Origin of the sequence: Leifsonia shinshuensis (assembly GCF_014217625.1) — a bacterium.
Lineage (GTDB): Bacteria > Actinomycetota > Actinomycetes > Actinomycetales > Microbacteriaceae > Leifsonia > Leifsonia shinshuensis_A.
Genome location: NZ_CP043641.1, coordinates 34173 through 48896 on the forward strand (window position 1 = coordinate 34173; position 14724 = coordinate 48896).

Sequence of the window (14724 nt, forward strand, 5' to 3'; positions counted from 1 at the left end):
TCGATGACGCGCATCGCCCCGGCAGCACGGCGCGCCGCGCTCGTGCAGGCCGCCCTGCGGGTGATCGCGCGGGACGGGGTGGCCGCGGCCACGACCCGGCGCATCGTCGCCGAGGCCGGGATGCCGCTGGCCAGCTTCCACTACGTGTTCGACTCGCGCGACGAGCTGATGGCCGAACTGGTCAACACGGTCGTGGCGGGGGAGCAGACCGACCTGGAGCCCGCCCTCGACCCGGCGACGGCCCCGCTGGAGCTGCGCGCGGCGATCCGCTCCGGCCTCCGGCACTACCTGGACGGCGTGCGTGCCGACCCGGACCGCGAGAAGGCGATGTTCGAGCTGACCCAGTGGGCGCTCCGCGAGCCTGGCTTCGCACCGCTCGCCCTCCGCCAGTACGACCGCTACTACGAGCTCGCCGAGCGTGCCGCGCGCGACGCCGCCGAGCTGACCGGCAGCGCGTGGCGCCTCCCGGTCGCCGAGGTCGCCCGGCTGCTGGTGACCTTCACCGACGGGCTCACGATCGCCTGGCTGGTGACCCGCGACGACGCCGCGGCCGAACGCGCCATGGACTTCGCCGCGGACGCGCTCGCCGCGCTCGCCGCTCCGCACGACACCCCCACCCACACCATCCCCCTCCCGAACGCAGGTGCCCGATGACCCACACCTCGACTCCGGCCGTCTTCGCCGAACCCACCCGCCGCGTCCCCGGCCGCTGGATCGCGGCCTTCGCGGTCGCCTGGCTGGGCGTCTGGATGGCGCAGCTCGCGCCGATCCAGAAGCTGCTGCCCGACCAGGTTCAGGCGCAGCTGCACACCACCTACTGGGTCGACAACGTCGTCGCCTTCGGCATCATCTCCGGCATCTCCGGCGTGTGCGCGATCGTCGCGTACCCGCTGACCGGCGCGCTCTCCGACCGCACGACCAGCCGATTCGGCCGCCGCCGGCCGTGGATCGCCGGCGGCGCGGCGCTGTTCGCGGTCTCGCTCGTGCTGCTCGGCCTGCAGACGACCATGGTCGGGATCGGCGTGTTCTGGTCGCTCGCGCTCACCGGGTTCTGCGTCCTCACGGCGGCGCTCACCGCGACGATCTCCGACCAGGTGCCGGTCGACCAGCGCGGCTACGTCTCCGGCTGGATCAGCGCGCCCCAGGCCATCGGGATCATCCTCGGCGTCTCGCTCGTCACTTACGTGTTCGTCGGCGCGCTGGTCGGCTACACGGCGATGGCCGTCCTTCTGGTGCTGCTCGTGCTGCCGTTCCTGTTCCTCCCGGACACCGTGCTGCCGCCGCACCTGCGCGAGCGGATGACGTTCCGCGGCGTGATCGAGGGGTTGTGGATCAGCCCGCGCGAGCATCCCGACTTCGGCTGGACGCTGCTCAGCCGCGTGCTGGTGAACTTCGGCAATGCGTTCGGGACGTCGCTGCTGCTGTACTTCCTGGAGTTCGGGCTCCACGACAAGCACGCCGACGACGACCTCCTCGTGCTGATCCTCATCTACATGGTGTTCGTCATCATCGCGTCGCTCGCGCTCGGCCGGCTCTCCGACCGGCTCGGGAGACGCAAGGCGTTCGTGTTCGTGTCGTCCGCGCTGCAGGGCGTCGCCGCGCTGCTGCTGGCGTTCGTGCCGCAGCTGTCGGTCGCGATGGTCGCGGCGGGTCTGCTCGGCCTCGGCTACGGCTGCTTCCTCTCGGTGGACCAGGCGCTCGCCACCCAGGTGCTGCCCGATCCGGAGAACCGCGGCAAGGACCTCGGCATCATGAACATCGCTACGGCCGTCCCGCAGGCGATGGCGCCGCTGTTCGGCGCCGCGATCGTCGCGGCGCTGGGCGGCTTCGTCGGCCTGTTCGTGCTCTCGGCAGTGTTCGCGTTCGCGGGAGCCCTCGCGGTCGCACGGGTGAAGGCGGTGCGCTGATGACCACGATCGACCTGACCACGAAGCCGGCCGCGGCCGAGCGCACCTGGACCACGCCGGACGTGTTCTGGCCCGCCCTCAGCGCGGCGACCACACGGCTCGACCCGGCGTTCGGCGTGCTGCACCTGCCGGCGCTGCGGCACAACACCCACGACATGCTCCGCCGCGCCGCGGGCAAGCCGATCCGCGTCGCCTCCAAATCGGTGCGCGTGCGTTCGGTGCTGGACGCCGTGCTCGGCCTCCCGGGGTACGCGGGCGTGCTCGCCTACACGCTGCCGGAGGCGCTGTGGCTGGCGGAGGGCGACGCCGGCCATGCGCCGATCGAGGACGTCGTGGTCGGCTACCCGACCGCCGACCGGGCCGCGATCGCGCGGCTCGCGGCCTCGCCCGAGCTGGCCTCCCGGGTCACGCTCATGGTCGACTCGGTCGCGCACCTCGACCTCATCGACGCGGTCGTGCCGCCGGCGCAGCGCGCGACGATCCGGCTCTGCCTGGAGCTCGACTCCTCCTGGGACGCGCCGGTGCTCGGCCACATCGGCGTCTACCGGTCGCCGCTGCACAGCGTCGAGACCGTGCGTGCGGTCGCGGAGGCGATCGTCCGGCGGCCCGGCTTCGCGCTGGTCGGGATGATGGGATACGAGGCGCAGATCGCCGGCCAGGGCGACAACCCGCCCGGCCGCCCGGCGTGGGGCGCGACGCTGCGCTGGATGCAGAAGAATTCGCGCGAGGAGCTGATCGAGCGCCGCGGGGAGGCCGTGGCCGCCGTGCGCGCGATCGCCGACCTGGAGTTCGTGAACGGCGGAGGCACCGGCTCGCTGGAGTTCACCGCCTCCGACCCGTCCGTGACCGAGATCGCGGCGGGAAGCGGCCTGTTCGGCGGCCACCTGTTCGACACCTACCGCGGCTTCCGTCCGGCGCCCGCGGCGTCGTTCGCGCTGTCGGTGGTGCGCCGGCCGGACGAGCGCACGGCGACGCTGCTCGGCGGCGGCTGGATCGCCTCCGGCCCTCCCGCCCCCGACCGCCTCCCGAGGATCGAGTGGCCGACGGGCCTGTCGATGGTCGAGCGCGAGATGGCGGGGGAGGTGCAGACGCCGGTCACCGGAGCGGCGGCGGGCATCCTCCGCGTCGGCGACCGGGTCTGGCTGCGGCACACGAAGTCGGGCGAGCTCAGCGAGCACGTGAACGACTTCCACCTGGTCGACGCCGTGGACGGCCGCGCGACGGTCACCGGCTCCATCCCGAGCTACCGCGGCGAGGGGAAGGTGTTCCTGTGACGGCGAACAACGGCGCCCAATGGCGAAACGGCACGTGGCGCAACTGGGGCCGCAGCGAGTCCATCAGGCCGCAGCGCGTCGAGCGCCCGCGCGACGCGGAGGCCGTTCAGCGCGCCGTCGCTGCCGCGGCGAAGCAGGGGATGCGCGTCAAGGCGGTCGGCGCCGGGCACAGCTTCACCGGGATCGCGGCGGCGCCGGGCGTGCTGCTCGACCTGGAGGACGTCAGCGGCGTCCTCGACGTCGACCTGGAGCGCGGCCGGGTGCGCCTCGCCGCGGGCACGCGCCTCCACCAGCTGCCGCGGCTGCTGCGCCCGTACGGGCTCGCGCTGGAGAACATGGGCGACATCGACCGCCAGACCATCGCAGGCGCGACCTCCACGGGCACGCACGGCACCGGCGGCTCCTTCGGCGGCCTGGCGACGCAGATCGTCGCGGTCACCCTCGTCACCGGCACAGGCGAGCTCCTGACGATCAGCGAGGACGAGAACGCCGAGCTGCTGCCCGCCGCCCGTCTCGGGCTCGGCGCGCTCGGCGTCATCGTCGACGTCACGATCCAGTGCGTGCCGGCGTACCTGCTCCAGGCGGTGGAGCGTCCCGAGCCGCTCCAGCAGGTGCTCGACAGCTATCTGGAGCGCTCGGCGGCGGAGCACCACTTCGAGTTCTACTGGTTCCCGCACACCGAGACCGGCCTGACCAAGACCAACACCCGGCTGCCGCTCACCGAGCAGCGCGCCCCGCTGTCGGCGGCCGGCCGCTGGGTGGACGACGAACTGCTCGCCAACGGCGTCTACCGCGGCGTCTGCGCGGTCGGGACGATCGTTCCGGGCGTCATCCCGCCGTTCAGCCGGCTCGCCCAGAGGCTCACCGGCAACCGCGACTTCACCGACCACTCGCCGCGCGTCTTCGTCACCAACCGCACCGTGCGGTTCCGGGAGATGGAATACGCGCTGCCGCGGGAGGCCGTGCCGGAGGCGCTCGCCGAGGTGAAGGCGCTCATCGAGCGGAAGGGCTGGCGCATCTCCTTCCCGATCGAGGTCCGCTCGGCCGCGGCCGACGAGAACTGGCTGTCGACGGCGCATGGACGGGAGACCGGCTACATCGCGGTGCACCGCTACTACCGGGAGGACCCGACCGAGTACTTCACGGCGGTCGAGGAGATCATGAAGGCCCACGACGGCCGCCCGCACTGGGGGAAGCTGCACTACCGCGACGCCGGGTCGCTGCGGGCGGCGTATCCGCGCTTCGACGACTTCCTCGCCGTGCGCGACCGCCTCGACCCGGACCGCCGCTTCGAGAACGCCTACCTCCGCCGCGTCCTCGGCGCCTGAGCCCTCCGCCGGGCGCTAGGGCGTTCGGCGTTGCAGGGTGAGGGCGCCGACGACGACGGCGCCGACGGCGAACGCGCCGATGATCAGGAGCTGGCCGCCGATGTACGCGGCGTCGTGGGAGTCCGTGGAGACGGCGTTCAGGGCGTCGACGGCGTGCGAGAGCGGGAGCCAGTCGCTGATCTGGCGCAGGCCGTCCGGGAGCTGGTCGCGCGGGATGAAGATGCCGCCGAGCAGGATCTGCGGGAACACGATCACCGGCATGAACTGCACGACCTGGAACTCGGTGCGCGCGAACGCGCTGGCGAACAGGCCCAGCGTGCTGCCGAGCACGGCGTCGGTGACGGCGACCGCGACCATCAGCCACGGGTCGCCCTTGATCTCCAGGCCGCACACCCAGACGGCGTAGCCGACGGCGACGAGCGACTGGACGATCGCGAGCAGGCCGAAGGCGAGGGTGTAGCCGAGGATGAAGTCGCCGCGGCCGAGCGGCATCGACAGCAGCCGCTCGAGGGTGCCGGTGCGGCGCTCGCGCAGCGTCGTGATGCTGGTCACCAGGAACATGACGATGAACGGGAACAGCGCGACGATGGCCGGCCCGATCGTCGCGAACACCGGGGTGTCCGTGAAGATCCAGGCGACCAGCCCGATCAGGAGGCTCGGCACGACCACGAGCAGGCCGATCGTGCGCGGGTCGTGCCGGATCTGCGTGAGCACGCGGCCGGCGGTCGCGAGGGTGCGGGTGGGGTTCATCGGGCGGCCTCCCCGTGCTGATCGTGGCGGTGCTCGGCCTCTTCATTGGCGTCGTCCGCCCCTTCGCCCAGCGCGTGCCGGGGATGGTGCCGCCGCAGCAGCGTCAGGAACGCGCCTTCCGCGTCCGCCGCGCCGGTCTCCGCCAGCAGCTCCTCCGGGGTCGTGTCGGCGAGGATGGCGCCCTCCCGCATCAGCAGCAGCCGGTCGCAGCGGGTCGCCTCGTCCATGACGTGGCTGGAGATCAGGAGGCTGGTGCCGCTGTCGGCCAGCCGGTGGAACAGCGTCCAGAGCTCGACGCGCAGCAGCGGGTCGAGGCCGACCGTCGGCTCGTCCAGCACCAGGAGGTCGGGGGAGCCGAGCAGCGCCGCGGCGAGCGAGACCCGGCTGCGCTGGCCTCCCGAGAGCGTCGAGACCAGCTGCCCGGCGTTCGCGCCGAGGTCGGTGGCCTCGATGGCGCGGTCGACGTCCGCCTTGCCGGCGCCGAGCACGCTGCGGAAGTACGCCAGGTTCTGCCGCACCGTCAGGTCGTCGTAGACGCTCGCCGCCTGCGTCACATAGCCGACCCGGTGACGCAGCGGGGACGAGCCGGCCGGCTCGCCGAGCACCTCCACCGTGCCGCCGGCCACGCGCTGCACGCCGACGATCGAGCGCATCAGCGTCGTCTTGCCGCAGCCGCTCGGCCCGAGGAGCCCGACGACCTGCCCGCGCGGGATGCGCAGATCGAGCCCGTCCAGCACGGTCGTCCGGCCGCGCTTCACGCGCAGTCCCTCGATCACGACGGCGGCGTCTCCGACGAGCTCGCTGCCGGCGGCCGGCGATGAATTCATCATGTGATGAATTATTCGCCCGGACCGCGCCCTCCGTCAACATCCCCGAACAGATGCCACTGGATGACCGGGCCGACCCGGCGCGCGACCTCGTCCGGAGACGCGCTCGCGATCGGCTCGAGCTTGAGGGCGTACCGCGTCATCAGCACGCCGACGATCTGGGAGGCGGCCAGATCGGCGCGCAGATCGGCGTCCTCCGCGTGCGTGAGCGCGGCCAGCCGGGTGAACACCTCCCTGGTGAGGAACTCGCGCAGCATCCGGGTCCCCGGGCCGCTGCTCAGCACGGTGCGCAGGATCAGCACCATCCGGGCGGCCGCCCGGTCGTCCTGCAACTGGGTGAGCAGGTAGCGGACGAGCGTCTCGCCGACCTCCTCCCGTGGCGCCCCGAGCACGACGCTCAGCACGCGGTCGGGCCGCAGCGGGGCCTCCAGCGTCGCGGCGAACAGGTCGGCCTTGTCGTCGAAGTAGTGGTGCACCAGCGCCGAGTCGACGCCCGCCCGCCGGGCGACCGCGCGCAGGGAGGCGGCCTCGTACCCGCGCTCGGTGAACTCCTCCGCCGCGGCGCGCACGATGGCCGAGCGTGTGGAGGCCGCGCCGCGCTCCTTGCGCGGCCGGCCCCGCCTGCGGCGTTCGGCGACCTCACTCACGCTTGTCATTGTGCACCCCGGACCGGGTGCGCTGTCCATCCGCATTGCGGTTGCTTCGAGTGTGATGGGAAGCCCGTGGGAGGCGCATCCGTCCCCGTTAGGATGCTGTTCAGCGCAGTCGATCGGCGCTTTCACGCTTAGGAGTTCCCGCAATGGAATGGCTCATTCCGGTCATCATCGTCGTCGTGCTCGTCGCGATCATCGGAATCTACTTCTGGGCCACGTACAACTCGCTCGTCACGCTCAAGGTGCGGGTCGACGAGGCGTGGAGCGACATCACGGTGCAGCTGAAGCGCCGTGCCGACCTCATCCCGAACCTCATCGAGACCGTCAAGGGCTACGCCGCGCACGAGCGCGGGGTCTTCGAGTCGGTCACCAAGGCGCGCGCCGAGACGCTGTCGGCGCAGACGCCGGGTGAGGCGTCCGTGGCCGAGGGGCACATGCAGACCGCGCTGAAGAGCATCTTCGCCGTGGCCGAGGCCTACCCGCAGCTCCAGGCGAGCCAGAACTTCCTGCGCCTGCAGGCCGACCTGGTCGACACCGAGGACAAGATCCAGGCCTCGCGCCGGTTCTACAACGGCGGCGTGCGCGAGTTCAACACCAAGATCAAGGTCTTCCCGAACAACCTGTTCGCGCGTCGTCTGGGCTTCACCGAGCGCGAGTTCTTCGAGGTCGACAACCTGGCGGCGATCGCCGAGCCGCCGCGCGTTCAGTTCTAGGGCGTCGATGTACAGGGCAATCGCCAGGAACAAGCGCAACACCGTCTTCATCGTCCTGCTGTTCCTGATCCTCATCGGTGCGCTCGGATGGCTGTTCTCGGTCATCTACAACAGCTGGGCGATCCTGGCCTGGGTCGGGATCGGCGCGATCGTCTACGCCGTCTTCCAGTACTTCATGGCCTCCAGCCAGGCGCTCAGCATGTCGGGCGCGGTCCCGATCACCAAGGCGGACAACCCGCGGCTCTGGAATGTGGTCGAGAACCTGTCGATCACGACCGGGACGCCGATGCCGGCGGTCTACATCATCAACGACCCCGCGCCGAACGCCTTCGCCACCGGCCGCGACCCGCAGCACGCGTCGGTCGCCGCGACCACCGGCCTGCTCGACATCATGAACGACGCCGAGCTGGAGGGCGTCATGGCGCACGAGCTCGGGCACGTGCGCAACTACGACATCCGGCTCTCGATGATCGTCTTCGGCCTCACCGTCGCCATCGGCCTGATCGCCGACATCTTCGTGCGGATGGCGTTCTTCGGCGGCAACAACCGCAACAACAACGGCGGCGGGGGCGGCAACCCCATCGTCCTGGTCTTCGGCCTTGTCGCCGCGATCATCGCGCCGCTGGTGGCGACGCTCGTGCAGCTCGCGGTCTCGCGCCAGCGCGAGTACCTCGCCGACGCCACCGGGGCGATGACGACGCGGCACCCGGACGCGCTCGCGAGCGCGCTGCTCAAGCTGCAGGACTACGGCCGGCCGATGCGCCGCCAGAACAGCAGCATGGCGCACCTGTGGATCGCGGAGCCGCTCAAGCCCGGCCTGATGAGCCGGCTGTTCTCGACGCACCCGCCCATCCCCGAGCGCGTCGACCGCCTCGAGAAGATGGGCTCGACCTTCTAGCCACATTCGCGCCGAATCTGCGCTTTCGCGGCGTCATTCGCGCGATTCGTCACGAATGCGGGTGTGGAGGGTCTGCGCGATTCGTGCCGAATGTGCACTTTCGCGGTGCCATTCGCGCGATTCGTCACGAATGCGGGTGTGGAGGGTGCGCGCGATTCGTGCCGAATGTGCACTTTCGCGGTGCCATTCGCGCGATTCGTCACGAATGCGGGTGTGGAGGGTGCGCGCGATTCGTGCCGAATGTGCGCTATCGCGGTGCCATTCGCGCGATTCGTCACGAATGCGGGGGTGGAGGGTCTGCGCGATTCGTGCCGAATGTGCGCTTTCGCGGTGCCATTCGCGCGATTCGTCACGAATGCGAAGGTGGAGAGTTCGCGCGATTCGTGCCGAATGTGCGCTATCGCGGTGCCATTCGCGCGATTCGTCACGAATGTGGGCGTGGAGGGTTTGCGCGATTCGTGACGAATGTCGGGGCGGTCAGGCCTCGGCGGCCTCCAGCTCGGCGGTGCCGGTGTAGCGGTAGCGCACGCGGGTGCCGACGGCGCGCTCGTCCACCGGGCGCCACTCGGTGCCCGCGTTGTTCGAGCCGTCGACCACGTCGATGTCGCGGATGAGGTCGGCGGGGGCGCCGTCGCGGTAGCCGGTGATGACCTCCGCATAGACGGACGAGTCCGGGTTCAGCAGCACCGCGATGTAGTGGCTGGACTCGCGCACGTCGTCGGTCGTCACCCAGATGCGGTTGTCGAACTGCACGTGCGCGCGACCGTCCTCGCCCCGTTTCACTCCGGTCACGATGCCGTCGAGCCAGCGTTCGCCGTCGCGGTAGGCGAAGAGCTCGCGCATGGGCTGTTCGTAGTCGGCCTCATCGGCCCCGTCGGCGTCCAGGTACTCCAGCGGTGAACTCATGCCCCGCACCTTACCCCCGCACCCGGCGGCGCCGCGAGGGAGAAACCCTCAGAAGCCGCTGGGCGCCGCCAGCGCGAGCTCGGCGGCGAGCATGGGCGCGAGGTCGCCTCTGGCTCCCTCGGCGACCTCCACGCCGCCCAGGCCCTGCCAGGCCGCCGTCTCGCCCAGCAGCGGGACGAGGCGCTCGGCCACGCGGCCGCCGTCGCCGGCCTCCGTCCACGCGGACTGCACGCGCAGCACGCCCGCCTGCCGGTCGCTCTTCAGATCGATGCGGCCGACGAGCTCGTCGTCCAGCAGGATGGGCAGCGAGTAGTAGCCGTACACGCGCTGCGGGGCGGGCGTGTAGATCTCGATCCGGTAGTGGAAGCCGAACATCCGCAGCGCCCGGTCGCGGAACCAGACGACGGGGTCGAACGGGGACAGCAGCGCGGCCGCGTCGATGCCGCGCGGCTTGCGCGCGTCGCGGTGCACCCAGGCCTTGACCGGCCGGTCGCCCGCGCCGGTCCAGCCCTTCACCTGCACGGGGACGACCTCGCCCGCGTCGGCCAGCTCCTCCATGGCCACCGCCACGGCGGGGCCCTTGAGCCGGTAGTAGTCGGCGAAGTCGCGGAGCGTCCCGACGCCGTGCGCGACGGCCGAGCGACGCATCAGCTCGCGGATGGCGTCCGCCTCGCTCACCTCGCGGTCGAGCACGCTCGCCGGGAGGACGTCCTCCACCAGCCCGTAACGGCGCTGGAAGCGCGTGCGGCCGGCGATGGCGACCTCGCCGAACAGGAACATCCGCTCCAGGGCGCGCTTGACCTCCGACCAGCCCCACCACGGCCCGGAGCGCCGGTTGGCGTCGTGCTCGATCTCGCTCGCGGCCAGCGGCCCTTTGGCGGCGAGTTCGCTGCGCAGCCAGGACAGTGTGGACTCGTGGGCTGCGAACCAGGCGTTGCCGGTGCCGTAGCGCTCCTGGTACCGGAGCATGCGCCACCGGAACAGCGACCAGTCCTCCTTGCGCACGAACGCGGCCTCGTGCGCCCAGTACTCGGTGTGCGGGCCGCGCGCGTCGAACGTCAGCCGGTCGAGCAGGGTGCGGTCGTAGGCCCCGAGCCGGGCGAAGGCCGGCAGATAGTGGCTGCGCTCGAACACGTTGACGGAGTCGATCTGGAGCAGGTTGATCCGGTCGATGAGCCCGTTGAGCTGCCGCGTTCCCACGATGGCGGGGCGCGGGCGCCCGAAGCCCTGGGCGGCGAGCGCGATACGGCGCGCGAGGGCGGGGGAGAGCTGTTCGACCACGGATCGACCTTAGCGGCAAGGTCCGACATCGGTCGTTCACCCGATGGTCACTCTCCGCTGGGCCACGCGTATCCCGGCGTCCCTAGCGTGGCGACGAGCCGGGTCGCACATCCCGGCCGTCAACCCGACCTGGAGGACATTCCGTGATCAACACGCGCGCCCGCATCGCCGGACTCGCCGCGGCGGCGACCGTCGTCGCCCTCTCGCTCGCCGCCTGCTCCGGCGGCGCCGACGCCAGCAGCACCACCGCAAGCACCTCGGCCGCCTCGGCCACCGACGTGGCCTCCGCCGGCGGCATGGCCGCTCTGGTCGCCGCCGCGAAGAAGGAGGGCAGCCTCAACATCATCGCCACCCCCGGCGACTGGGCCAACTACCAGGAGATCTTCGACGGCTTCACCAAGAAGTACGGCATCACGATCAACCCGAGCCAGGACAGCGCGTCCAGCCAGGAGGAGATCGACGCCGCGAAGAAGCTGAAGGGCCAGGACACCGCGCCGGACACCTTCGACATGGGCTCCTCGGTGACGCTGGCGAACACGCAGTACTTCGCCCCGTACAAGCCGACCGGCTTCAACGACATCCCGGCCGCGCAGAAGGACAAGGACGGCCTCTGGAAGGTCGGCTACTACGGCGTCATGTCCGTCGGCTACGACGCGAACAAGATCAAGACCGCGCCGAAGTCGTTCGCCGACCTGCTGAAGCCGGAGTTCAAGGGCGCCGTCGCGCTCAACGGCAACCCGACCCAGGCGGCCGCCGCGGCCGGCGCCGTCGCGTACGCCGACCTGCAGAACGGCGGCACGCTGGACGACCTGACCCCGGGCGTCGAGTGGTTCACCAAGCTGAAGGCCGCGGGCAACTGGAACGCCGCCGACGGCAAGCCGAACACCATCGCCTCGGGCGAGACCCCGGTCCTGCTCGACTGGTCGTTCAACCAGAAGGGCTACACGACCTCCGACACCATCAAGTCGGGCGGCGTGAACTGGAAGTACGTCGTCCTCCCGGGCACCGCGTACGTCGGCTACTACAACCAGGCCATCAACAAGGACGCCCCGCACCCCGCGGCCGCGCGCCTCTGGGAGGAGTACCTCTACAGTGACGCCGCCCAGAACGCCTGGCTGAAGGGCGGCGCCTACCCGGCGCGCGTCGACGCCATGGAGAAGGCCGGGACCCTGGACACCAAGGACTTCCCGGGCAAGCTCGACAAGACGGCCGTGATGACGGACAAGCAGGCCACCGACGCCGGCACGCTCCTCAACGCCAAGTGGGCCAACGCGGTCGGCTGATGACCGAGACCATCGCCGCACCCGCGGCCGACGCTGCCGCCGGGATCGCCTCGCGCGACCCCCGGCGGCAGCCGTCGTCGGCGGCCGCACCGGGCTCGGGGCGCCGCCGGCGACGCGGACTCGCCGCCGTGCTCGGCCTCACCCCGTTCGCCCTCTATGTCGTGATCTTCCTCGCCGTTCCCACGCTCGTCGCCGTCGGCAGCGGCTTCGTGGACGGCGAGGGCCGCTTCACCTGGTCCAACATCACGGGCCTCGCCGAGCCGGCCATCACCGGCTCGTTCTTCGGCGCCTTCTGGCTCTCCGCGGTCACCGCCATCGTCGGCGCCGTCGCAGGCGCCGCGCTTTGCTTCGCCATGCTGAGCTCCCGCCCGGGCGGCGTCACGCGTTCGCTCGTGGGCTCCGCCAGCAGCGTGCTCGCCCAGTTCGGCGGCGTGATGCTCGCGTTCGCGTTCATCGCGACCATCGGCGCGCAAGGCCTGGTGACCGTGCTGCTGCGCAACCAGTTCCACGTGAACATCTACGCGAACGGCGTCTGGCTCTACACGGTGCCGGGACTCATCCTCCCGTACCTCTACTTCCAGATCCCGCTCATGGTCATCACCTTCCTGCCCGCGCTGGAGGGCCTGCGCCCGCAGTGGCTGGAGGCGACCGCCACCCTCGGCGGCACGCGCTGGATCTACTGGACCCGCGTCGGCGGACCCATCCTGCTGCCCTCGTTCCTCGGCAGCCTGCTGCTGCTCTTCGCCAACGCCTTCTCGTCGTACGCGACCGCGGCCGCGCTCGTCGGCCAGGCCAACAACATCGTGTCGCTGCAGATCCGCCAGGCCCTCGTCTCCGAGACCGTGCTCGGCCGGGCGAACCTGGCCGGCTCGATGGCGCTCGGCATGCTCGTGGTGATGATCGTCGTGATGCTCGCCTACTCGGCGCTCGTGCGGCGCACCGCGCGGTGGCAGCGGTGAGCGCGCGCACGACGCTGCGGCCGGGTCCCGGCCCGGTCGTCCGCACCGTCATCTGGGTCGTCCTCGGCGCGTTCTTCCTCATCCCGCTGTTCTCGATGCTGGAGTTCACACTGCGCACCGCGAAGCCCGGGGTCTACAGCTTCGACCGCTGGATCGCCGTCTTCGGCGGGGAGACCACGCGCTACGACCGCGTCTACCAGGGCCTCGGCAACTCGCTCGTGCTCGCTGCCGTGACCGTGGCGATCGTGCTGCTGGTGCTGCTGCCGACGATCGTGCTGGTCGAGTTGCGCTTCCCGAGGCTGCGCCGACTGCTGGAAGCCGTCTGCCTGCTGCCGATCATGATCCCGGCGATCGTGATGGTCGTAGGGCTGGCGCCGACCTACGCGGTCGTGACCTCGATCTTCGGCTCCGGGACGTGGACGCTGGCGTTCGCCTACGGGATCACCGTGCTGCCGTACGCGTACCGCGCTATCCAGAGCAACGTCCAGGCCGTCGACATGGTGACGCTGAGCGAGGCTGCGCGGTCGCTCGGCGCCGGCTGGGGGACCGTGTTCTGGCGGGTGCTGACGCCGAACCTGCGCCGCGGCATCCTCGCGGCTTCCGCGCTCTCGATCGCGGTCGTGCTCGGCGAGTTCACGATCGCCTCCCTGCTCAGCCGGGTGAACCTGCAGACCTCGCTGCTGCTGGTCTCCCAGTCCGATCCGTTCGTCGCGGTCATCTTCGCCCTGCTGGCGCTGGTGTTCGCGTTCGTCCTCCTCGTCGTCGTCGACCGTGTCGTCGGCGCCCGCCGCCGTACGCGGCGTCCCGTGAAAGGCACCCCATGACCGTCCTCGAATCCACCGTCGCCGGCGCGCGCGTCGGCTCCACCGTCGAGCTGGACGGGGTCGTGCGCGACTTCGGCGGCGGCGCCGGCCTCGCCGGGTTCTCGCTGGCCGCGAGCCCGGGGGAGTTCATCGCCCTGCTCGGGCCGTCCGGCTGCGGCAAGACCACGGCGCTGCGCGCGCTCGCCGGGCTGGAGCGCGTCGACTCCGGCCGCGTGCTGATCGACGGCCGGGACGTCACGGACGAGCCGACGAACCGGCGCGACCTCGGGATGGTGTTCCAGTCGTACTCGCTGTTTCCGCACCTCACCTCCGGCCAGAACGTCGAGTTCGGGCTGCGGATGCGCAAGGTCGGCGCCGGCGATCGGCGCCGTCGCGCGGCCGAGGCGCTGGAGCTCGTCGGGCTCGACCACCACGCCGAGCGCTACGCCCACCAGCTCTCCGGCGGCCAGCAGCAGCGCGTGGCGCTCGCCCGGGCGCTGGTCACCGAACCGCGCGTGCTCCTGCTGGACGAGCCCCTCTCCGCGCTCGACGCGAAGGTGCGCGTGCAGCTCCGCGAGGAGATCCGCCGCATCCAGACCGAGCTCGGGATCACGACCTTCTTCGTGACGCACGACCAGGAGGAGGCGCTCGCCGTCGCCGACCGGGTCGCGGTGATGCGGGCGGGCGCCATCGAACAGATCGGGACGCCGGAGGAGCTGTACCACCGCCCGGCGACCGCGTTCGTCGCGGAGTTCGTGGGGCTGACCAACCGCGTGCCCGCCACGGTCGTGGGCGGAGTGCTGCACGTCCTCGGCGGGACCGCGCCGCTCGCGTCGCCCGCGCCCGACGGCCCGGTGACGGCGTTCGTGCGGCCGGAGGATCTGCTGCCGGCCGCGGACGGCATCCCGGCCGATGTGCTGACGACCAGCTTCCTGGGCGCGCTGCGGCGCACGCGGGTGCGCCTGGCCGACGGGTCGGAGCTGGCCGTCCAGCACGGCGCGCGCGACCTCCCCGCCCCCGGCGACCGCATCCACCTCACCCTCTCCGGCACCCCCGTCACCGTCGCGCCCGCTTCCTGACCTCCGCCGAAGGGCACCCGAACGCCCCTAAAACAGCGTTTTAGGGGCGTTTACGTGCCCCTC

At 71.3% G+C, this 14724-nt stretch carries 15 protein-coding genes; 10 read left to right on the forward strand and 5 right to left on the reverse strand.

What is annotated here, in order from left to right; all coding sequences use genetic code 11:
* The first annotated feature begins 3 nt into the window (after positions 1 to 3).
* Genes F1C12_RS00170 through F1C12_RS00185 form a run of 4 tightly spaced genes read left to right on the forward strand, consistent with a single transcriptional unit; the run spans position 4 to position 4509 of the window.
* On the forward strand, positions 4 to 654 hold the full coding sequence (locus F1C12_RS00170) for a TetR/AcrR family transcriptional regulator (protein WP_185276882.1): 651 nt from the start codon (positions 4 to 6) through the stop codon (positions 652 to 654).
* A complete protein-coding gene (locus tag F1C12_RS00175) occupies positions 651 to 1907 on the forward strand; it encodes an MFS transporter (protein WP_185276883.1) in 1257 nt (418 codons plus the stop codon). The genes F1C12_RS00170 and F1C12_RS00175 overlap by 4 nt, the downstream gene beginning before the upstream one ends.
* Positions 1907 to 3181, forward strand: coding sequence for an amino acid deaminase/aldolase (locus F1C12_RS00180; RefSeq protein WP_185276884.1), 1275 nt, complete (start codon positions 1907 to 1909; stop codon positions 3179 to 3181). Before F1C12_RS00175 ends, F1C12_RS00180 begins: the two co-directional genes overlap by 1 nt.
* Complete coding sequence (locus F1C12_RS00185) at positions 3178 to 4509, forward strand: D-arabinono-1,4-lactone oxidase (protein ID WP_185276885.1); 1332 nt, start codon at positions 3178 to 3180, stop codon at positions 4507 to 4509. The genes F1C12_RS00180 and F1C12_RS00185 overlap by 4 nt, the downstream gene beginning before the upstream one ends.
* Positions 4510 to 4524: 15 nt before the next feature.
* Here F1C12_RS00185 and F1C12_RS00190 read toward each other — a convergent pair whose 3' ends face one another.
* The 3 genes from F1C12_RS00190 to F1C12_RS00200 are packed head-to-tail and all read right to left on the reverse strand — an operon-like array spanning position 4525 to position 6733.
* Positions 4525 to 5259 (reverse strand): ABC transporter permease, encoded by a 735-nt coding sequence (locus F1C12_RS00190; RefSeq protein ID WP_185276886.1) that lies wholly within the window; start codon positions 5257 to 5259, stop codon positions 4525 to 4527.
* On the reverse strand, positions 5256 to 6089 hold the full coding sequence (locus F1C12_RS00195; RefSeq protein ID WP_185276887.1) for an ABC transporter ATP-binding protein: 834 nt from the start codon (positions 6087 to 6089) through the stop codon (positions 5256 to 5258). The genes F1C12_RS00190 and F1C12_RS00195 overlap by 4 nt, the downstream gene beginning before the upstream one ends.
* An 8-nt stretch (positions 6090 to 6097) precedes the next feature.
* On the reverse strand, positions 6098 to 6733 hold the full coding sequence (locus tag F1C12_RS00200) for a TetR/AcrR family transcriptional regulator (RefSeq protein WP_258046059.1): 636 nt from the start codon (positions 6731 to 6733) through the stop codon (positions 6098 to 6100).
* 152 nt (positions 6734 to 6885) lie between these two features.
* Between F1C12_RS00200 and F1C12_RS00205 the strand changes: the two genes are divergently transcribed.
* A complete protein-coding gene (locus tag F1C12_RS00205) occupies positions 6886 to 7452 on the forward strand; it encodes a LemA family protein (protein WP_185276888.1) in 567 nt (188 codons plus the stop codon).
* 7 nt (positions 7453 to 7459) lie between these two features.
* Positions 7460 to 8350: a M48 family metalloprotease gene (locus F1C12_RS00210; RefSeq protein WP_185276889.1), complete on the forward strand. Its 891-nt coding sequence runs from the start codon at positions 7460 to 7462 to the stop codon at positions 8348 to 8350.
* A 477-nt stretch (positions 8351 to 8827) separates the two neighbouring features.
* Here F1C12_RS00210 and F1C12_RS00215 read toward each other — a convergent pair whose 3' ends face one another.
* Positions 8828 to 9256: a hypothetical protein gene (locus F1C12_RS00215; protein ID WP_185276890.1), complete on the reverse strand. Its 429-nt coding sequence runs from the start codon at positions 9254 to 9256 to the stop codon at positions 8828 to 8830.
* 48 nt (positions 9257 to 9304) lie between these two features.
* Positions 9305 to 10537 (reverse strand): winged helix-turn-helix domain-containing protein, encoded by a 1233-nt coding sequence (locus F1C12_RS00220; protein WP_185276891.1) that lies wholly within the window; start codon positions 10535 to 10537, stop codon positions 9305 to 9307.
* Between the two features lie 143 nt (positions 10538 to 10680).
* Here F1C12_RS00220 and F1C12_RS00225 point away from each other — a divergent pair, with 143 nt between their 5' ends.
* Genes F1C12_RS00225 through F1C12_RS00240 form a run of 4 tightly spaced genes read left to right on the forward strand, consistent with a single transcriptional unit; the run spans position 10681 to position 14661 of the window.
* Entirely contained in the window at positions 10681 to 11820 is a 1140-nt protein-coding gene (locus F1C12_RS00225; RefSeq protein WP_185276892.1) for an ABC transporter substrate-binding protein, read from the forward strand.
* A complete protein-coding gene (locus F1C12_RS00230; RefSeq protein WP_185276893.1) occupies positions 11799 to 12779 on the forward strand; it encodes an ABC transporter permease in 981 nt (326 codons plus the stop codon). Before F1C12_RS00225 ends, F1C12_RS00230 begins: the two co-directional genes overlap by 22 nt.
* Positions 12776 to 13603, forward strand: coding sequence for an ABC transporter permease subunit (locus tag F1C12_RS00235; protein WP_185276894.1), 828 nt, complete (start codon positions 12776 to 12778; stop codon positions 13601 to 13603). The genes F1C12_RS00230 and F1C12_RS00235 overlap by 4 nt, the downstream gene beginning before the upstream one ends.
* Positions 13600 to 14661: an ABC transporter ATP-binding protein gene (locus F1C12_RS00240; protein WP_185276895.1), complete on the forward strand. Its 1062-nt coding sequence runs from the start codon at positions 13600 to 13602 to the stop codon at positions 14659 to 14661. The genes F1C12_RS00235 and F1C12_RS00240 overlap by 4 nt, the downstream gene beginning before the upstream one ends.
* The last annotated feature ends 63 nt before the right edge of the window (positions 14662 to 14724 follow it).